Below are 17,556 nucleotides of genomic sequence, written 5' to 3'. Positions count from 1 at the left end.
GTTCGCGGCGCGGGGCGGGGGCGTACGGTCTGGCGCGGGCGCGGGCGGCGGGGGTGGGATGGAGGGGGAGAAGGAGGAGCGGTGGAGCAGATCATCGTCGCGGGCACGGACGGGTCGCCCGCCGGGACGGCGGCCGTGGAGTGGGCGGCCGACGACGCCTCCCGCAGGGGGGTGCCGCTGCGCGTGGTCTGCGCCGTGGAGCGCTGGCCGTACGAGATCGTCCGCTTCCCCCGTCCGGATCTGCCCGACACGCTGAACCGGGCGGCGGAGAAGGTCCTGGCCCAGGCGGAGGCGGCCGCGCTGCGGCGCCGGCCGGGCCTGGAGGTCACCACCCGGGTGCTGCAAGGGGCGCCGGCGGTGGTGCTGCGCGAGCAGGCGGAGGCGGCCGCCGCGCTGGTGATCGGCAGCCGGGGGCTGGGCGGGTTCGCGGGAGCGGTGCTCGGCTCGGTGAGCATGCACGTGGCCGGGCACGTGCACCGCCCGGTGGTGGTGGTGCGGTCCGTGCCGCCGTCGGTGCGCGGTGAGGTCGCCGTGGGGTTCGACGACTCGCCGGCGTGCGAGCCGGCGCTGGCCTACGCCTTCGAGCAGGCGGCGCTGCGCGGCGCGGTGCTGCGGGCGGTCTACGCCTGGCAGCTGCCGGCGCACGCCTTCGCGCCGGAGATCGTCTACGACCTGGACGGGATCCGGGCCGAGCAGCGGCGCGTGGCCGAGGGCAGGCTCCGGGCGTGGCGGGAGAGGTACCCGCGGGTGCAGTTGGTGGAGGACGTCCGGCAGGCGCATCCGGTGGAGGCGCTGGGCGAGGTGTCCGGCGGGGCCGACCTGGTGGTGGTGGGCTCTCACGGGCGCGGCGCGGTCGGGGCGGTGCTGCTGGGCTCGGTCAGCCGCGGCGTCCTGCACCACGCCCGCTGCCCGGTGGCGGTCGTGCGGTCGTGACCCGGGGCGCGCGTACGCGGTCGCGGCGACGGCCGTGCCGGGCCGGGGCGTCCGGGCCGCCGGGTGCTCAGGTCAGGTTCTGACCTTAGCGGATCCTAGGGTCGCGGGCATGACGAATCCGCGAGGTGACATCCGTCCTTTCCGCATCGACATCCCGCAGGCGCAGCTGGACGACCTGCGCGCCCGGCTGGCGAACACGCGCTGGCCGGACGAGCTGCCGGGGGTGGGCTGGAGCCGGGGGGTGCCGGTGGGCTACCTGAGGGAGCTGGCCGAGTACTGGCGCACCGGCTACGACTGGCGGGCGCACGAGGCGGTGCTCAACGGCTACCCGCAGTACCTGGCCGCGATCGACGGGCAGAACGTCCATTTCCTGCATGTGCGCTCGCCCGAGCCGGACGCGCTGCCGCTGGTGCTGCTGCACGGCTGGCCGGGCGGGGTCACGGACTTCCTCGACGTCATCGGGCCGCTGTCGGACCCGCGGGCGCACGGCGGAGAGGCGGCCGACGCCTTCCACCTGGTGATCCCGTCGCTGCCGGGCTTCGGGTTCTCCACGCCGCTGGCCGGGCCGGGCATGAACGTCGCGCGGATGGCCGCTCTGCTGGTGGAGCTGATGTCCCGGCTGGGGTACGGGCGCTACGGCGTGCAGGGCTACGACGCCGGCGCGTGGGTGGGGCCGGAGATGGGCAGGCGGGCGCCCGATCGGGTCGCCGGGGTCCACGTCAACGCCCTGGTGACCTTCCCGGCCGGGCAGGAGGGCGAGATGGAGGGCCTGTCGCAGGTCGAGCGGCGGCGCTGGCAGGCGATGCAGGACTTCAACGACGGCTACCTGCAGTGCAACTCCAAGCGGCCGCAGACGGTGGCCTACGGTCTGCACGACTCGCCGGTCGGGCAGCTGGCCTGGATCGTGGAGAAGTTCAAGGAGCTCACCTACCCGGAGGAGGGGCTGCCGGAGGACAGCGTCGGGCGCGACCGCATCCTGACCGGTGTCTCGCTGTACTGGCTGACGGGCACGGCCGGGTCGTCGGCGCAGATCTACTACGAGGAGGTGTCGGCGGACGCCTGGAGCGGGGGGCGGGACGGCGGGGACGCCGCGGCGGGGCAGGACGGGGAGGGCGGCTGGGCGTCGGCCGCGCGCGGGACGGTGCCGACCGGCGTGCTGGTCTCCGCCCACGACGTCACCGTCCGGCGCTGGGCCGAGCGTGACCATGAGGTGGTGCACTGGAGGGAGCTGGGCCGGGGCGGTCACTTCCTGGCGATGGAGGAGCCGCAGGCGCTGGTCGAGGACGTGCGCGCGTTCTTCGGGAGGGTGCGCTGAAGCGGCGGCCGCGGACCCGCGCGCGGTGCGGCGGCCGCGGCCGGTCAGGGCGCGGCCGGGCCGAACCTGCGGCGGTAGGCCAGCGGGGTCAGCCCGGTCCCGCGGCGCATCACCGCGCGCAGGTTGGCGGCGGTGCCCAGTCCGCTGCGGCGGGCGACCACCTCCAGGCGCGTCTCGCCGAGCTCGATCAGCCGGCACGCCAGGGTGAGCCGTTCGGCGGTCAGCCACGCCAGCGGCGTCGTGCCCAGCTGCGCCCGGAAGCGGCGGTGCAGCGTCGCCGGGCTGACCGCGGCGCGCGCGGCGAGGCCGGCCACCGTCAGCGGGCGGTCCAGCCGCTGCTGCGCCCAGGCCAGGACGGGGGCCAGGGACTCGTCCGGCACGTCGGGCACGGGGCGTTCGACGAACTGCCGCTGTCCGCCGTCGCGGTGCGCGGCGAACACCAGTCGGCGGCTGACGGAGTTGGCGACCTCGGCGCCGTGGTCGCGTCGGACGATGTGCAGGCCGAGGTCGAGCGCGGCGGCGCTGCCGGCGGCGGTGAGGATGTCGCCGTCGTCGACGAACAGTACGTCGGGTTCGAGGCGGACGGCCGGGAAGCGGGCCCGGAAGGCGTCGGCCCACTGCCAGTGCGCGGTGGCCCGGCGTCCGTCGAGCACCCCGGCCTCGGCCAGGGTGAAGGCGCCGCTGCAGAAGCCGACCAGGCGCGCGCCGCGTGCGTGTGCCCGCCGTACGGCCTCCAGCACGGCCGGGCGGCGTGGTGCGTCGACGTCGGGGCGGTTGGGGACGATCAGGGTGTCGGCGGTCTCGGCGGCCTCCAGGCCCGCGACTGCGGTGAGGGTGAAGAACCCGTCGCGCATCGGGGTGCGTGGCTGCGGTGAGCAGAGCCGGAAGTCGTACAGGTCGCGGCCGAGCTCGGGCCTGCGCAGGCCGAACACCTCGGTGGCGCAGCCGAGTTCGAAGGGGTTGGAGTTCTCGTCCACGATCACGACGACCCGGTGCGGGGCCGCCGTGCGGGAGGTGTGCGAGGATCCTTGCTGCATATGCGATTTGTAGCACTCGCTGCGGCCGGGGCCGAGCGGTGATGATCGGTCCATGAGCAGTGGACGCGATGAGCCCATCGCCCTGGCCGAGGCCCTGGCCTCCTTCGAGGCCCTGTGGAGCCCGCGCATCGTCGCGCGGGTCAACGACTACGACGTGCGCGTGGCGAAGGTCGCGGGTGAGCACGTGTGGCACGCCCATGACGGCACCGACGAGTTCTTCCTGGTGCTCGACGGGGAGCTGTGCATCTCGCTGCGCGAGGCCGCGGGGGAGCGCACGGTCCGGTTGCCGCGGGGCGCGGTCTTCACCGTGCCGCGGGGCGTCGAGCACCGGCCGTACGCTCCGCGCGGCGCGGCGATCCTGATGTTCGAGCCCACCGGCACCTTGAGCGTCGGCGACCGCCACGACGAGGTGCCCGGCCACGTCGATGCGACGACGGGGCACGAGCTCGGCCGGGATTGACCGGGCCGTGCGGTGGTCGGCTCCCCGGCGCGAGGGGGCCGGATCGCGGCGGTCGGCGGTGAGGGCCGCAGCCGGCCGGGGTGGCCGTTTTCAAGGGCTGCGGGTGACGGCCAGCAGCGCGGCGGCGATCACCAGCTCGATCCAGAAGTACAGCCAGCTCGGGTAGAACGCCGACGGCCGCTCGACCGCGCGGGCGGCCAGGCGCCCGATCGCCATGCCCAGCAGCGCCGCGGCGACGGTCATGACCGCTCCGCGCCCGAGGTGCCCGGCGTCGGCCGCCGCCAGTGCCAGCACGGCGGCCATGGCCACGCCGAAGCCGCCGTACACGGCGCGGATCTCGGTGCGGGCGTCGGGGGTGTCGGCGCTCATCCGGAACGGCCGGATGAGCCCCGCGGGCATGAGCAGGCCGTAGACGCCCATTGCCAGGAAGAACAGGGCGGCGAGGAGGATGACGAACATGACGCAGATGGTCGCCCGGCGGGTTCCGCAGGCGCTTCCACGAACGTGCTGCGCGCCGGCGACGCTGTGGCTGGGGCCCGGCCGGGCGCTGTACGCCGGTCCCTCGTTCGAACTGCGTGCGCATTCGGGGTCGGTGGCCTGCCTGGCCGTCGGCCTGGACGAGGCGTTCACCGTGGACATCCCGGGGCGTCCGGCCCGTACGGCCCGCAGCGCCCTGATCGCCCCCCGCGTCAGGCACCGGCTGGTGGCGCGGGGGCGCATGGTCTTCTGCTATCTCGACGCGGCGTCCTTTCGCGGTTCGAGCTGCGCGGGGCTGATGACCGGCGGTGACGGCGTGCTGGGCCTGCACCATCGCCACCAGCGGAGGTTGTTGCGGATCGAGCCCGGCCACGACTGGCTGGATGCGGCGGCGCCGCCGGGTGCCGGCCGCTGTGATCCCCGCATCGGGTGGGCGGCCGGGGTGCTGCGGAGTCAGACGCACCGGACCGTCTCGGCGGGTGAACTGGCCGACGGGTGCGGTCTGTCGGTCTCGCGTTTCCTGCACCTGTTCGCCGCCTGCACCGGCACCAGCTTCCGCCGCTACCGCCTGTGGGCGCGGATGCTGCGGGTCGCCGAGTTCCTCGCCGACGGCGGCGACCTCACCACGGCCGCCACCGGGGCGGGGTTCGCGACCCCCTCCCACTTCAGCGACGCCTTCCACCGCATGTTCGGCCTGCGGCCCAGCCGTCTGCTCGCCGCCGGCGTCACGATCGTCCGGCCGCAGGAGGGGCCGCCGGGCGGCAGCGGGGCGGCGGGGTGAGCGGTGCCGCCGCGGGTGCGGGCCGTGTCGCCGGGCCCGGAGCGTCGCCGGGGGGCTAGGCGGCGGGGTCGATGACGACGCAGCAGTTGTCGGGGCAGGGCCGCGTCCGGACGGTCAGGCGCCCGGACGCCCGCAGGCCTTCGAGGCAGCCGCGGGCCAGGGCGGCGTTGATCGCGCAGACCAGTTCGGTGTCGACCGCGCGCATCCGCTGGAACGGGCAGTTCGTCAGCAGTACGGACGGCCCGTCGGCGGCGGGCTCGTAGCCGAGCCGTGCCAGCAGGTCCCACAGGGCGTCGGGTTCGGGCCGCTCGGCCGCCAGCCGCCGGCCCCGCCGTACGGCCACGCGGGTGGCGGCGTCGGTGAACGGCTCGGGCGGCCGGTGCTCGCGCGCCGCGTGCAGGAGGATCTCGGCGAGCAGTTCGTAGCGGCGCGGCGGCAGGGAGGCGCTCAGCTCGCGCCGGGTGGCGCGGTAGCGCTGGGCGGGGCGGCCGCGGCGGCCGGTGCCGGCCGGTTCGTCGACCGCGGTGACGAGGTGGGCCTGTTCGAGTTTGTGCAGGTGGAAGGCGACGAGGGTCCGTCCCATGTCGAGGGCCTGGCAGATCTCCTGGCGGGTGCACGGCCCGTGGGCGGTCAGGAACTCGTACAGGCGTGCCCGCTGCGGTTCGGCCAGCAGGCCGAGCACTTCGAGATCGTCCGGCGTCGTGTCCATGGGGTTCACCGTAGCCGAGCCGTCAAATTTCGCCAATTGCGGTTGACGTAATTAGGGGCGGGCGGAATATTGAGCACGGCGGTTGGCGGAAATGGCGGCGCCGGAGGCGGCGTCCCTCCGGCGCGGTCCGCGCCGGCCGCCTCCGGCGATGGGCGGGCGGGCGGGGCCGGACGGCCCCGCCCGCGCGGCCCGCCGGATCACCGGAGGGCCGGCGGCGCCGCTTCCCGGCGGCGAGCGGCTCCTCGGCGCAGACAACAGATCCGACGAAAGGAGATCCGATGAAGCTCGACCGGCTCCGCGGACCGGTGCTCGCGCTCTTCCGCGCGGTGATCGGCCTGCTGTTCGCCTTCCACGGGCTGGCGTCGATGTTCGGCGTCTTCGGCGGCAACCGCGGCACGGGCCAGGCCGTCGCGTTCGGCGCCTGGCCGGGCTGGTGGGCCGCGCTCATCCAGCTCGTCTTCGGGGCGCTCGTGCTCGCCGGGCTGTTCACCCGCGTCGGCGCGCTGCTGTGCTCCGGCTCGATGGCGTACGCGTACTTCGTGGTGCACCAGCCCGAGCACCTGCTGCCTTTGCGCAACGGCGGCGAGCTCGCGGCGCTGTTCTGCTGGTCGTTCTTCCTGATCGCGGTGCTCGGCCCGGGCCCGTGGGCGCTCGACGCGCTCCTGCGCAGGGGGCACGGGCACGGCGGTGCGCCGCGCTCGCGGCTGGGCGCCTGACCCGGCGGGCCCGCGCCCGCCACCTTCACCGTACAGCGGCGAGGGGGGCTTGCGGCAAGGCCCCGGTGCTCCCGCAGAATCGGGGGCCGTGAGCGGGCCCGGGACGGAAGAACGCCGGGGCGCACGCCCGCGCGCGCTCACCTCCACCGCACGGCCGGCCGGCCGTGGCCCGAGCCTTCACGGAGGGATCCCACATGCGTGTGCTGCTGTCCACCATCGGGTCGCGTGGCGACGTCCAGCCCCTGGTGGCGCTCGCCTCGGAACTGCGGCACCTCGGCCACGAGGTCCGCATGTGCGTACCGCCCGACTTCCGTGAATGGATCGACGGGCTCGGCATCCCCGTCGTGCCCGTCGGCCCCGGACTGCGCGCGGCCGCCGCCCGCCCGGCCGACCCGCAGGCTCCGCCCGCCCCTCCCTCGCCCGAGCAGCTGCGCCGGGCGGCGCGGGCCACGGTCGCCGCCCAGTTCGAGACGGTCACGGCGGCGGCCGAGGGCTGCGACGTCATCGTGGCCGCGACGGCCCTGCAGGTGGCCGCCCGCTCGGTGGCGGAGGCGATGGGCATCCCCTACGTGTTCGCCGCCTACTGCCCGGCGGTGCTGCCCTCGCCCCACCACGCGCCGCCGCCGCTGCCCGTGCCGGGACGGCCGCCGGCGCCCGAGACGGCCGGCAACCGCGCCCTGTGGGCCCGCGACGCCGCGCACTTCAACGACATGTTCGGCGCCGCGCTCGACGCCCACCGGGCGTCGATCGGGCTGCCCCCGGCCGGTGACGTGCGCGGCCACATCCTCACCGACCGGCCCTGGCTGGCCGCCGACCCGACCCTGGGGCCCTGGCCCGGGCCCGACGGCTCCGGCGTCGTGCAGACGGGCGCCTGGATCCTGCCGGACGGACGCCCCCTGCCCGCCGAGCTGGCGGCCTTCCTCGAAGACGGCGAGCCGCCCGTCTGCTTCGGCTTCGGCAGCATGCGGGTGCCGCAGGACCTGGCCCGGACGCTGATCGGCTCGGCCCGCGCGCTCGGGCGCCGGGCGATCGTGCTGCGCGGGTGGGCCGGGCTGGCCCCGGTGGACGACGGGCCCGACTGCCTGTCCGTCGGGGAGGTCAACCAGCAGGCGCTCTTCCCGAAGGTGGCCGCCGTCGTCCACCACGGCGGCGCGGGCACCACGACCGCGGCGGCGCGAGCGGGCACGCCCCAGGTCGTCATCCCCCAGGTCTACGACCAGCACTACTGGGCGCAGCGGGTCCACCGGCTGGGGATCGGGGCCGCGCACCCGCCCGCCGTACCGACCGGGGAGTCGCTGGCCGCGGCGCTGCGCCACGCGCTGCGGCCCGAGGTGGCGCTGCGCGCCCGGGCCGTCGCCGCGCGGGTGCGCACCGACGGCGCCCGGGCCGCCGCCGAGCGCCTGGCGGCCGCGGACCCGGCGGCGTGACCCGGAAAGCGCGTCAGCGGTCCAGGACCTCGAGGTAGTGCCGGTTGTACATGACGCCGAGGACGTTGCCGAAGGGGTCGACCACGGAGGCGGTGACGAAACCGGGGCCGCGCTCGACCGGCTCGTCGTGCACCGTGGCGCCCAGGGACAGCAGCCGCTCGAAGGCGGCCTGGACGTCGTCGACGTGCCAGTAGGCCACCGCGCCGCCGGCCGCCTCGGAGCGGGGGTGCGGCGCGAAGCGGCGGTCGACGATGCCGAGCTCGTGCAGGTAGTCGCCGACGCGGAACTCGACGTAGGCCGGCGGCCCGTCCACCGGGCGCGTGAAGTACGGCTCGACGCCCAGCACCTCGGCGTACCAGCGGGCGGCGGCGGTGACGTCGTCGGCGAAGAGACTGACGGTGGTGAGGCCTCGCAGCATGGGTGGTTCCCTTTCCGGTGGGTGACGTCTTCCATGCTCCGCTGCAAAGTGCTCATCTTCTGAGCACTTTGCTGGAGAATGCGGGCCATGCGCGCTGACCGTCTCGTGGCCGTCCTGCTGCTGATGCAGTCCCGCGGCCGGGTGACCGCGGCCGAGCTGGCCGCCGAGCTGGAGGTGTCCGTCGCCACCGCCCGCCGGGACCTGGAGGCGCTGTCGGCGGCGGGCGTCCCGGTGTATCCGCAGCCCGGGCGCGGCGGCGGCTGGTCCCTGGTCGGCGGTGCCCGGACCGACCTGTCCGGTCTGACGGCGGCCGAGGCGCAGGCCCTGTTCCTGCTCGTCGGCCCCGCCGCGGCCGTCTCCGCCGAGGCCGGGGCGGCGCTGCGCAAACTCGTGCGGGCGCTGCCCCGCACCTTCCGGGACGACGCCGAGGCCGCCGCCGCGGCCACGGTGGTCGACTCCGCGGGCTGGGGCGCGCGCGACCGCTTTCGGCCCGCGGCGGTCGACCTGCTGCAGAGTGCCGTGGTCGGCCGCCGCCGGGTCCGCCTCACCTACGCCGGGCGCGGCCGGCAGGCGGCGCGGCGGCTGGTCGACCCGTGGGGCCTGGTCGACAAGGACGGCGTCTGGTACCTGCTGGCCGGGACCGACCGGGGGAGGAGGACCTTCCGCGTCGACCGGATCACCGGGGCCGAGATGACGGATGAGCCCGCCGGGCGCCCCGACGGCTTCACCCTCGCCGCGGCCTGGCGGGAGGTCGTCGAGGAGATCGAGCGGTACCGCTCCCGCACCCGGGCGACCGTGCTCGTCGAGGAGCGGTTCGTGCCGGTCCTGCGCGACCAGTTCGGCCGGCACTGCCGCATCGACGGCGAACCCGGCGGCGGGACCGGGGACGGGACCGGTCGGGGGCGCGTCCGGGTCCGGCTGGCCGCCCCGACCCCTTTGGACATCGCCCGCCACCTCGCCGGCTGGGGCGCGCTGATCGAGGTCGTCGAGCCGTCCTCCGTCCGCGGCGAGCTCGCCCGCATCGGGGCCGAGCTCGTCGCCCGCCACGGCGCCGGCGGCTGAGGCGCGGCCGGCGCCGGAGCGGGGGGCGGCGCCGTCACCGTCGCGCGGCGTGGCGGGGCGCCGGCGGCCGCCCGATAAGGTGCGGGATCATGACGTATCCAGATCCGGTCTACTCCGGCGACGGCGGCGAGATCAACGCGACTCACCGCCCCGCGGACCACGCGCCCGAGCTGACCTACCGCTCCGGCACCACCGTGCACTATCTGGCGACGGGCGCCTCCACCGGCGGGCGGTTCGGTCTCTACCGCTGGGAGATGGGACCGGAGCCGAGCGGCCCCGACCCGCACTTCCACCGGTCGATCTCCGAGTCGTTCTACATCCTCACCGGGACGGTGCGCATCTACGACGGCACCCGCTGGATCGACACCCGGCCCGGCGACTTCGTGCACGTCCCCGAGGGGGGCGTGCACGGCTTCCGCAACGAGTCGGGCGAGCCCGCGTCGATGCTGCTGCACTTCGCCCCGGGCGCGCCCCGGGAGGGCTACTTCGAGGGTCTGGCGGAGTTCGCCGTCTCCGGCCGCCCCGGCGACGAGGAGCTGGCCGCCTTCTACATCCGCCACGACACCTTCTGGGTCTGAAGGCCCGGCTCCGGGACCCGCGACGCGGCCCGCGCGCACGGCCCGCGTCGCGGACGGCCCGCGCGGCCGCGGATCGAGCCGGATCGGGAGCCGGGTCGCCGTCCCCGGCGCGGCGCCGAGATCGCCCGCAGAAGCGGCCACCGCCTGACCTGTTCCCCTGCGATCGTCGTCGTGTGCCAGACAACGACGACGCGAAGGACCCGAACACCGTGACCACCACCACCGCATCCCCCGCAGCCTCCTCCCCGGCCCTCGACGCCGAGCGGGCCGAGCTGCTCGCCGCGCTCGCGGACGCGCGCTCCACCCTGATCGGCACCGTCGAAGGGCTCGGCGACGAGCAGCTCGGTGAGCGCCCGACGGTCAGCGCGCTGTGCCTGGGCGGACTGATCAAGCACGTCGCGTCCATGGAGGAGGGATGGATGCGCTTCGTGCTCGAAGGCCCGTCGGCGATGAACTTCGACCTGCCCGACGGTGTCACCTGGGCCGACATCGAGGCCGGCACCGCACGCGAGATCCCGCAGTGGATGATCGACCACGAAGGCGACTTCCGGATGCTGCCCGGCGAGACGCTGGCCGGGATCCTGGAGCGCTACGAGCGGGTCGCCGCCCGCAGCGAGGAGATCGTCGCGGCCGTCCCCGACCTGTCGGCGACGTATCCGATGCCGGAGGCGCCCTGGAACGCGCCGGGGGAGGTGCGCAGCGTGCGGCGGGTGCTGATGCACGTCATCGCCGAGACCGCCCAGCACACCGGGCACGCCGACATCCTGCGCGAGGCGCTCGACGGCAGGAAGGCGACCTGACCGGGCGGCGCGAGGCGCCCGGCGGGCTCAGGCGGGGCAGGGGCGCGCGGGCGGAAGGTCCAGCGTGGCCAGCGCGCCGCCGCCGGGCGGGTTGGCGAAGGTGAGGCGGGCGCCCAGCACGGCGGCCTGACCGGCGGCGATGGTCAGGCCCAGGCCGTGGCCGCCGGTTGTGCGGTCGCCGCCCTTGCGGAAACGGGCGGGCCCGTCGCGCAGCAGGTCGCCGGGGAAGCCCGGGCCCCGGTCGTGGACGGCGATGCGGGTGCCGTCCACCTCGACGGTGACCGGCTCGGCGCCGTGCCGTACGGCGTTGGCGAGCAGGTTGGCCAGGATGCGCTCCAGGCGGCGCGGGTCGGTGGCCACGACGGTGTCGGTGCGGACGCGGACGTGCGCGCCGGGCGCCAGCGCCGTCGCCCGGCGCGAGACGAACCGGCCCAGGGCGATGTCGGACAGCTCGGGGCGCTCGGTGGCCGTGTCGAGCCTGGCCACCTCCAGGACGTCCTCGACGAGGGCGCGCAGGACCCGGATCCGGCCCTGGACGAGTTCGGTCATCCGGCCGGGCGGCAGGAGTTCGGCGGCCGTGGTGAGGCCGGTCAGCGGGGTGCGCAACTCGTGGGCGATGTCGGCGGTGACCCGGCGCTCGGCCTCCAGCCGGGCCTGCAGGGCCTCGGCCATCGCGTCCACGGCGTGGGCGAGCTCGGCGGCCTCGTCGTGGGAGCGGCCGCCGACCGCGGCGCCGACCCGGACGGTGCGGTCGCCTGCGGTGACCCGGCTGGCTGCGGCCGCGGCGCGGCGCAGCCGCCGTGACAGCCGCGCGCCGATGGCGATGCCGGCCAGGCCGCCGCAGGCGACGACCGCGGCGGACCCCAGCAGCAGGACGCGGTCCAGCGCGGCCAGGTCGTCGAGTCGGTGCCGGTAGTCCGAGCGCAGGGACAGGACGCGGCCGTCGACGCCGGCCGCCGCCCAGACGAAGGTGCCCTCGCCCGTGCGGCGCAGCGCCGTGGCGACCGCGCCGCCGCGCACGGCCGCGCGCAGGTCCGGCGGCAGCGCCGGGTCGTCCAGCCGGCCGCCGAACACCGCCTGGCCGCTGCGCCGGTACTCCCGCAGCAGCAGCTCGACGCGTTCGGCCTGCAGGCGGCGGGCGTCGTCGGCCTGCCGGCGGGCGTAGGTGACGTGGACGATGACGCTCAGCGCCGCCGCCACCAGGATGCTCACCGCGGCGATGACGGCGCTGATCTTCCACCGCAGACTCACCGCCCGCCGCGGGCCCGCGGCGCGCGCGGACCTCATCCGTGGTCCGCGCGCAGCTTGTAGCCGAAACCGCGCACGGTCTCGATCCGGTCGGCGCCGATCTTGTTGCGCAGCCGCTGCACGTGGATGTCGGCGACCCGGGAGTCGCCGCCGCAGGCGTAGTCCCAGACGCTCTCCAGCAGCACGTCCCTGCTGAGCACGGTGCCGGGCGACTCGGCGAAGCGCAGCAGCAGCCTCATCTCGGTCGGGGTCAGCGCCACGGGCCTGCCGCCGCGCGACACCTGTACGCCGTCGACGTCGATCTCCACGTCTCCGAAGCGCAGCGCCGGGGCGGACGGCGCGCCCCGCGCGGTACGGCGCAGCACCGCGCGGATGCGCGCCAGCAGCACCGAGCCGTCGAAGGGCTTGGTCACGTAGTCGTCCGCGCCGGCCTCCAGGCCGACGACGATGTCGACGGCGTCGTCGCGCGCCGACAGCATGATCACCGGGATGAGGCTCTCGGCGCGGATGCGGCGGCACAGGCTCACCCCGTTCATGCCGGGCAGCATCACGTCCAGCAGCGCGACGTCGGGGGTGCGGGTGCGGAAGGCCTCCAGTCCCTCCGGCCCGTCGGCGGCGGTCGTGACGGTGAACCCGTCGCGCTCCAGGGCCAGGCGCGTCACCTCGCGGATCACCTCGTCGTCCTCGACGAACAGCACGTGCGCGCTCTCGGCGGTGTCCATGTCCTCTCCTCGTCCCCTCGGCGTGCCCTCGCCCCGCCTCACGCGCCGGCCGGCACGAGCGTGCCGCCGGTCCAGCGCAGCGGCGTCGTGCGCGTGGCGGTCGGGCAGGAGGCGTCGTCGTCGGGCAGGTATTCGGGCCGTACCAGGACCAGCGCCCCGTCCTGGACCTCGACGCGGCTGCCGGCCCCCTCGTGGGCGTAGACGCGCCCGCCCGGACGGTCCCCTTCGAGCCGGTAGACGTACGTGCCGCGTGTGCCCTCGTATCCGCAGCTGCGGCCCGGGCACGTGAAGACGGTGACCACCAGCAGGCGGGCGCTGCCGGCGTCCCCGGTCAGGGAGATCTCGTCGGCGTAGACCGGGAACCGGCCGCCCTCGCACCGTTCGATCGCGGAGACGACCTCCGTGCCCATCCGCGGGTCGGCGCGCAGCACCCGCAGGCCGTCGACGTCGGAGGGGACGCCGGTGGCCGTCTGCGCCGGCGCCGGCGCGGGCGAGCCGCGCCCGGCCGGGCGCTCCACGCGCACCTGGGGATCGAGCCCGCACCCGGCCGGCACCAGCAGCGCGAGCCCGGCCAGCAGGATCCCGCCCGCGGCGAGCGGTCTTTTCGGCGACATGCCGCCGATAATACCCGCCGCGCATTGTTACAGAATCTATGGATGACCGCCGGATATCCGATGGGAAACCGGAAGGTAATCGACGACCGCCGTCTTTAACGTGGCGGCCATGGAACACGAAGAAGCAGCGGGAAACCTTTCGGAAGGGCCGTGGAAGGCCGCATCCCATCCGCCTCCGGCGGCCGCCCCGCTCCGGAAGGAGCCGTTTCCGCGCATTTCCGCGGTGAATCCGGGCGGGTTTCCGGATTTTCCGCCGGACGGCCGGGGAATACCCGCCCGCGTTTTCGCCGGCCCGCCGGGAACGGCCGGCGGGCCGGACGGGGAGAACCGCCCCGTACGCACTCGGCAGGACGCCGCGGTGGACTCCACGGTGGACGCCGCGGTGGGCGCCGCCGCGGCCGGGACCCGGCCCCCGCGGGGGCGGTTGCCGGGTCTGGACGCCGTCCGGGCGCTGGCGGTCCTGGGCATGGTCTACATGCACGTCAGCCCGACCGGGTGGCTGAGCGCGGCTCCGTACCAGGACAAGCCGGCCGTGCTGGGGTGGGTGGAAGGCGTCGTCAGCGGCCGGTCGATGAGCCTGTTCGTGCTGATGGCGGGCGTCTCGGTGGCGTTGATGACCGGCGCGTCGCAGCCGCTGTCCGGCGGGCGGCTGTCGGTGGCCAGGAAGCGGCTCGCGGTACGCGCCGCCATGCTGCTTCTGATCAGCCTGTGCGTGGACCAGCTGTCCGGCGGCGGGGTGTCGATCCTCCAGTTCTACGCGCTGTGGCTGCTGATGCTGCTGCCGCTGGTACGGCTGCGCCCGGGCACGCTGCTGGCCGCGGCGGGCGCCGCAGGCGCCGTGCTGCCCGTCTTCTCCTTCGTCGTGATGAACCACGGCGGCACCTGGGCCATCTCCCCGATGCGCCCCGGCGCCGAGCCGCCCGTCACCGGGCTCGCGCTGCTGGTGCACCCGCAGGACTGGCCGGCCGCGCTGCACGGGCTGCTGATGGGCGGCGGCTTCCAGACGCCCTACGCGGTGCCGCTGCTGCTGGCGGGGCTGGCCATCGGCCGGCTGGACCTGCGCGGCCCCGCGGTGCGGCGGCGGATGGCCGCCGCCGGTGCGCTGCTCGTCGCCGTCTCCTGGCTGGTGTCGTGGTTCGCGCTCGGTCCGCTGGGCGCCGGGCGGGCGCTGGCGGCGATGACGGCCTCCGCGGACGGGCCGATGGTGCAGCCGTGGGCGTCGGTGCTGGCCCTGCCGCCGCACCAGCTGTACGGGCTGAGCGTCCCGATGGCCCCGATGATGACCGGTGTCGGGCTGCTGCTGATGGCGGGGTCGCTCGCGCTGCTGGAGCGGCCCGGTCCGCGGCGGGTCCTGCGGCCGCTGACCGCCGCGGGAAGCATGGCGCTGACCTGGTACGCGGCCCACCAGATCGTCATCGAGCGGGCGGCGGGCGACCCGCCCTACGCCTTCACGCTGTTCGCGGCGATGGCCGTCTTCGCGTTGGCCTTCTCCCCGCTGTGGCTGCGCCGGATCCGGCGCGGGCCGCTGGAATGGCTGGTGCACCGCGCGGCCGTGCTGGCCGTGCCGGCCCGCGGCACCGGCCGCGGGGGCTCATGACACGTGCCGTGCCCGGTGCCGCTTCCGGTGACGAGCCGTCCCCGGTCCGGGAGGAGTCCGGACCCCGGGCGGCTCGCCGCGTGCCCGCCGCCGTACGCGGCGCCGGGGCCGCGCCGGCGCGTACGGCGCCGCCGGCCGGTGTGCCTCACCGGTGTGCCTCACCGGTGTGCCTCACCGGGAGGCCGTCCGCCGCGGACGGAGAGGGGAAAGGGGACGAGCCACTCCTTTCCACTTTCAACCTATAGCGCACCGGGGGGCTTGCGGCAAGACCCGGGTCGTGCCGCACAATCGTCGGCCGAGACCGGATACCTGCGGAAACGGGGGATGCGGGTGCTGTCGCCGGCGCATGCCCGTGCGCGCGGGTGCCGCCGGGGCGGCGGCCGCGGGGCCCGCGCCGGGCCCGACGCGCCGGCCCGCGGACCTCGCCGCGCGCGGCGGCGCAAGCACCCCCCAGATCGGAGCCCATCACGTGAAGCCCCTGACCACCGGTGTGTTCGACCTGCCCGGCCGCCTCTCCGCCAAGGCCGACCCGAAGCTGATCGCCGACGACGAGCGGCACTTGGCGGCCGTCGCCGAGAGCCTGAAGGGGGCGATCGCCGAGCTGTCCGAGCGCCTCGACGCCGAGCGCAGGGCACCCGGCGGCGTGGGCCGGCAGGTGCTGGACCGGGACATGGAGATCCACCGGCTGACCGCCCGCCTGCGCACGCTGCGCCGTTTCGGCCTGGACCTGTGCCTGGGGCGCATGGTCGGCGCGGACGGCTCCGAGCCCGTGTACGTCGGGCGGCTCGGCCTCACGGACGGCACGGGCCGCCGGCTGCTGATCGACTGGCGCTCTCCGGCGGCCGAGCCGTTCTTCGGGGCGACCCACGCCGACCCGATGGGGCTGGCGAGCCGCCGCAGGTACCGCTGGACGCGCGGGCGGATCAGCGACTACTGGGACGAGGTGTTCACCCCGGACGGGCTCGAAGGGCACGCCGCCCTCGACGACCAGTCCGCCTTCATCGCCACTCTGGGCGGCAGCCGGTCGGCGCGGATGCGGGACGTGCTCGGCACCATCCAGACCGACCAGGACGCCGTCATCCGCGCGGGATCCCGCGGCGCTCTCGTCGTCGACGGCGGCCCGGGCACGGGCAAGACCGTCGTCGCGCTGCACCGCGCCGCCTACCTGCTGTACTCCGACCCCCGTCTCGGCCACCACCGGGGCGGTGTGCTGTTCGTCGGCCCGCACCAGCCGTACCTGGCCTACGTCGCCGACGTCCTGCCCAGCCTCGGGGAGGAGGGCGTGCAGACCTGCACCCTGCGGGACCTCGTCGCCGAGGGGGCCTCGGCGACGGTCGAGGCCGACCCGGAGGTGGCCCGCCTGAAGTCGTCAGCGGACATGGTGAGGGCGATCGAGACGGCCGTCAGGTTCTACGAGAACCCGCCGGCCGAGGCGATGACGGTCACGACCCACTGGTCCGATGTCCGGCTGGAGGCGGACGACTGGGCGGAGGCGTTCGCGGCGCCGGAACCCGGCACGCCGCACAACGAGGCGCGGGACCGGATCTGGGAGGAGCTGCTGACGATCCTGGCGGACAAGCACGGCGACGACGTGCCGGCCCATCTGCTGCGCAGGTCGCTGCTGCAGGACAGGGAGCTGCTGACGGCCCTCAACCGCGCGTGGCCGCTGATCGAGGCGGCCGACCTCGTCGGAGACCTGTGGACCGTACCCGCCTACCTGCGGATGTGCGCTCCCTGGCTCGGCCCCGAGGAGGTCCGCAGGCTGCAGCGCGCCGACGCCCATGCCTGGACGGTGTCCGACCTGCCGCTGCTGGACGCGGCGCGGCAGCGGCTCGGGGATCCGCAGGCGTCACGGCGCAGGCGCCGGCAGGAGGCCGCCGTCGCCGCCCAGCGCGAGCGCATGGAGCGGGTCATCGACGACCTGATCGAGGCCGACGACTCCGAGATGCTCGTGATGTCGATGCTCCGCGGCGAGGACATGCGGAGCACCCTGGTCGACGAGGCCGCGCTGCCCGGCGCCGATCCGGACCGGCTCGCCGGCCCGTTCGCGCACATCGTGGTGGACGAGGCCCAGGAGCTCACCGACGCGGAGTGGCAGATGCTGCTGCTGCGCTGCCCGTCCCGGAGCTTCACCATCGTCGGGGACCGCGCCCAGGCCCGGCGCGGGTTCACCGAGTCGTGGCGGGAACGGCTCGAGCGGATCGGTCTCGACCGGATCAGCCTGGCCTCCCTGAGCGTCAACTACCGCACGCCGGAGGAGGTGATGGCGGAGGCCGAGCCGGTCATCCGAGCCGCGCTGCCGGACGCCAACGTGCCGACCTCCGTCCGCCGCAGCGGCGTCCCCGTCGTGCACGGGTCCGTCTCGGAGCTGGGCGCGGTCCTCGACGCCTGGCTGGCCGCGCACGCCGAGGGGACCGCGTGCGTCATCGGCGACCCCGCCTTCCAGGAGACGCCCCGGGTCCGGTCGCTCACCCCGGAGCTGGCCAAGGGGCTCGAGTTCGACCTGGTCGTGCTCGTCGACCCGGAGAGGTTCGGCGACGGCGTCGAGGGAGCGGTCGACCGCTATGTCGCCATGACCCGGGCGACCCGGCAGCTCGTCATCCTCACCCGTCCGCGCTGACGCCGATCCGCGGACCCGGTCCCGCAGGAAGGGGCCTGCGGG

18 protein-coding genes are annotated in these 17,556 nt (G+C 75.5%); 11 read left to right on the top strand and 7 right to left on the bottom strand.

The window, feature by feature from the left end; all coding sequences use genetic code 11:
• Positions 1-81 precede the first annotated feature (81 nt).
• Entirely contained in the window at positions 82-933 is an 852-nt protein-coding gene (locus ABD823_RS17665) for a universal stress protein (protein WP_344860869.1), read from the top strand.
• A gap of 109 nt (positions 934-1,042) precedes the next feature.
• A complete protein-coding gene (locus tag ABD823_RS17660; protein ID WP_344860868.1) occupies positions 1,043-2,248 on the top strand; it encodes an epoxide hydrolase family protein in 1,206 nt (401 codons plus the stop codon).
• A gap of 44 nt (positions 2,249-2,292) precedes the next feature.
• Here ABD823_RS17660 and ABD823_RS17655 read toward each other — a convergent pair whose 3' ends face one another.
• Complete coding sequence (locus ABD823_RS17655; RefSeq protein ID WP_344860866.1) at positions 2,293-3,285, bottom strand: helix-turn-helix domain-containing protein; 993 nt, start codon at positions 3,283-3,285, stop codon at positions 2,293-2,295.
• Between the two features lie 52 nt (positions 3,286-3,337).
• On the opposite strand from ABD823_RS17655, the gene ABD823_RS17650 reads away from it, so the two are divergent.
• Entirely contained in the window at positions 3,338-3,745 is a 408-nt protein-coding gene (locus tag ABD823_RS17650) for a cupin domain-containing protein (RefSeq protein WP_344860865.1), read from the top strand.
• Positions 3,746-3,835: 90 nt separating this feature from the next.
• Here the strand turns inward: ABD823_RS17650 and ABD823_RS17645 are convergent, their stop codons facing one another.
• Positions 3,836-4,204: a DUF4345 domain-containing protein gene (locus ABD823_RS17645; protein WP_344860863.1), complete on the bottom strand. Its 369-nt coding sequence runs from the start codon at positions 4,202-4,204 to the stop codon at positions 3,836-3,838.
• Between ABD823_RS17645 and ABD823_RS17640 the strand changes: the two genes are divergently transcribed.
• Entirely contained in the window at positions 4,203-5,003 is an 801-nt protein-coding gene (locus ABD823_RS17640) for a helix-turn-helix domain-containing protein (RefSeq protein ID WP_344860862.1), read from the top strand. The genes ABD823_RS17645 and ABD823_RS17640 overlap by 2 nt on opposite strands.
• A gap of 55 nt (positions 5,004-5,058) precedes the next feature.
• Here the strand turns inward: ABD823_RS17640 and ABD823_RS17635 are convergent, their stop codons facing one another.
• A complete protein-coding gene (locus ABD823_RS17635; protein ID WP_344860860.1) occupies positions 5,059-5,712 on the bottom strand; it encodes a helix-turn-helix transcriptional regulator in 654 nt (217 codons plus the stop codon).
• A gap of 278 nt (positions 5,713-5,990) precedes the next feature.
• Between ABD823_RS17635 and ABD823_RS17630 the strand changes: the two genes are divergently transcribed.
• Both ABD823_RS17630 and ABD823_RS17625 read left to right on the top strand, forming a co-directional pair.
• Positions 5,991-6,428 (top strand): DoxX family protein, encoded by a 438-nt coding sequence (locus ABD823_RS17630; RefSeq protein WP_344860858.1) that lies wholly within the window; start codon positions 5,991-5,993, stop codon positions 6,426-6,428.
• A 194-nt stretch (positions 6,429-6,622) separates the two neighbouring features.
• A complete protein-coding gene (locus ABD823_RS17625) occupies positions 6,623-7,855 on the top strand; it encodes a glycosyltransferase (RefSeq protein WP_344860856.1) in 1,233 nt (410 codons plus the stop codon).
• Positions 7,856-7,868: 13 nt separating this feature from the next.
• Here the strand turns inward: ABD823_RS17625 and ABD823_RS17620 are convergent, their stop codons facing one another.
• On the bottom strand, positions 7,869-8,273 hold the full coding sequence (locus ABD823_RS17620; RefSeq protein WP_344860854.1) for a VOC family protein: 405 nt from the start codon (positions 8,271-8,273) through the stop codon (positions 7,869-7,871).
• 87 nt (positions 8,274-8,360) lie between these two features.
• On the opposite strand from ABD823_RS17620, the gene ABD823_RS17615 reads away from it, so the two are divergent.
• From ABD823_RS17615 to ABD823_RS17605, 3 genes are all read left to right on the top strand, one after another.
• Positions 8,361-9,335 (top strand): helix-turn-helix transcriptional regulator, encoded by a 975-nt coding sequence (locus ABD823_RS17615; RefSeq protein WP_344860852.1) that lies wholly within the window; start codon positions 8,361-8,363, stop codon positions 9,333-9,335.
• Positions 9,336-9,424: 89 nt separating this feature from the next.
• Positions 9,425-9,913: a cupin domain-containing protein gene (locus ABD823_RS17610; protein ID WP_344860851.1), complete on the top strand. Its 489-nt coding sequence runs from the start codon at positions 9,425-9,427 to the stop codon at positions 9,911-9,913.
• A 173-nt stretch (positions 9,914-10,086) separates the two neighbouring features.
• Positions 10,087-10,713 (top strand): DinB family protein, encoded by a 627-nt coding sequence (locus ABD823_RS17605; RefSeq protein ID WP_344860849.1) that lies wholly within the window; start codon positions 10,087-10,089, stop codon positions 10,711-10,713.
• A gap of 27 nt (positions 10,714-10,740) precedes the next feature.
• Here the strand turns inward: ABD823_RS17605 and ABD823_RS17600 are convergent, their stop codons facing one another.
• Genes ABD823_RS17600 through ABD823_RS17590 form a run of 3 tightly spaced genes read right to left on the bottom strand, consistent with a single transcriptional unit; the run spans position 10,741 to position 13,297 of the window.
• A complete protein-coding gene (locus ABD823_RS17600; RefSeq protein WP_344860848.1) occupies positions 10,741-12,000 on the bottom strand; it encodes a sensor histidine kinase in 1,260 nt (419 codons plus the stop codon).
• The gene (gene cseB, locus ABD823_RS17595; protein WP_344860846.1) at positions 11,997-12,683 is read right to left on the bottom strand and encodes a two-component system response regulator CseB; all 687 of its coding nucleotides are present in this window, start codon (positions 12,681-12,683) and stop codon (positions 11,997-11,999) included. Before cseB ends, ABD823_RS17600 begins: the two co-directional genes overlap by 4 nt.
• Before the next feature lie 38 nt (positions 12,684-12,721).
• Positions 12,722-13,297 (bottom strand): hypothetical protein, encoded by a 576-nt coding sequence (locus ABD823_RS17590; protein ID WP_344860845.1) that lies wholly within the window; start codon positions 13,295-13,297, stop codon positions 12,722-12,724.
• Between the two features lie 358 nt (positions 13,298-13,655).
• Between ABD823_RS17590 and ABD823_RS17585 the strand changes: the two genes are divergently transcribed.
• A complete protein-coding gene (locus ABD823_RS17585; protein ID WP_344860843.1) occupies positions 13,656-14,894 on the top strand; it encodes a DUF418 domain-containing protein in 1,239 nt (412 codons plus the stop codon).
• 469 nt (positions 14,895-15,363) lie between these two features.
• Entirely contained in the window at positions 15,364-17,514 is a 2,151-nt protein-coding gene (gene helR / locus ABD823_RS17580) for an RNA polymerase recycling motor ATPase HelR (protein WP_344860842.1), read from the top strand.
• The last annotated feature ends 42 nt before the right edge of the window (positions 17,515-17,556 follow it).

The organism is Planomonospora alba, assembly GCF_039534085.1.
Taxonomy (GTDB): domain Bacteria; phylum Actinomycetota; class Actinomycetes; order Streptosporangiales; family Streptosporangiaceae; genus Planomonospora_B; species Planomonospora_B alba.
This window is presented reverse-complemented; position numbering and strand designations above follow the sequence as displayed.

Excerpts from the sequence above, each read along its gene's own strand:
- ABD823_RS17640 (WP_344860862.1), top strand. The coding sequence starts at position 4,203 with ATGACGCAGATGGTCGCCCGGCGGGTTCCGCAGGCGCTTCCACGAACG.
- ABD823_RS17620 (WP_344860854.1), bottom strand. The coding sequence starts at position 8,273 with ATGCTGCGAGGCCTCACCACCGTCAGTCTCTTCGCCGACGACGTCACC.
- ABD823_RS17630 (WP_344860858.1), top strand. The coding sequence starts at position 5,991 with ATGAAGCTCGACCGGCTCCGCGGACCGGTGCTCGCGCTCTTCCGCGCG.
- ABD823_RS17645 (WP_344860863.1), bottom strand. The coding sequence starts at position 4,204 with ATGTTCGTCATCCTCCTCGCCGCCCTGTTCTTCCTGGCAATGGGCGTC.
- cseB (WP_344860846.1), bottom strand. The coding sequence starts at position 12,683 with ATGGACACCGCCGAGAGCGCGCACGTGCTGTTCGTCGAGGACGACGAG.
- ABD823_RS17635 (WP_344860860.1), bottom strand. The coding sequence starts at position 5,712 with ATGGACACGACGCCGGACGATCTCGAAGTGCTCGGCCTGCTGGCCGAA.
- ABD823_RS17610 (WP_344860851.1), top strand. The coding sequence starts at position 9,425 with ATGACGTATCCAGATCCGGTCTACTCCGGCGACGGCGGCGAGATCAAC.
- ABD823_RS17625 (WP_344860856.1), top strand. The coding sequence starts at position 6,623 with ATGCGTGTGCTGCTGTCCACCATCGGGTCGCGTGGCGACGTCCAGCCC.
- ABD823_RS17660 (WP_344860868.1), top strand. The coding sequence starts at position 1,043 with ATGACGAATCCGCGAGGTGACATCCGTCCTTTCCGCATCGACATCCCG.
- ABD823_RS17655 (WP_344860866.1), bottom strand. The coding sequence starts at position 3,285 with ATGCAGCAAGGATCCTCGCACACCTCCCGCACGGCGGCCCCGCACCGG.
- ABD823_RS17615 (WP_344860852.1), top strand. The coding sequence starts at position 8,361 with ATGCGCGCTGACCGTCTCGTGGCCGTCCTGCTGCTGATGCAGTCCCGC.
- ABD823_RS17650 (WP_344860865.1), top strand. The coding sequence starts at position 3,338 with ATGAGCAGTGGACGCGATGAGCCCATCGCCCTGGCCGAGGCCCTGGCC.
- ABD823_RS17590 (WP_344860845.1), bottom strand. The coding sequence starts at position 13,297 with ATGTCGCCGAAAAGACCGCTCGCCGCGGGCGGGATCCTGCTGGCCGGG.
- ABD823_RS17600 (WP_344860848.1), bottom strand. The coding sequence starts at position 12,000 with ATGAGGTCCGCGCGCGCCGCGGGCCCGCGGCGGGCGGTGAGTCTGCGG.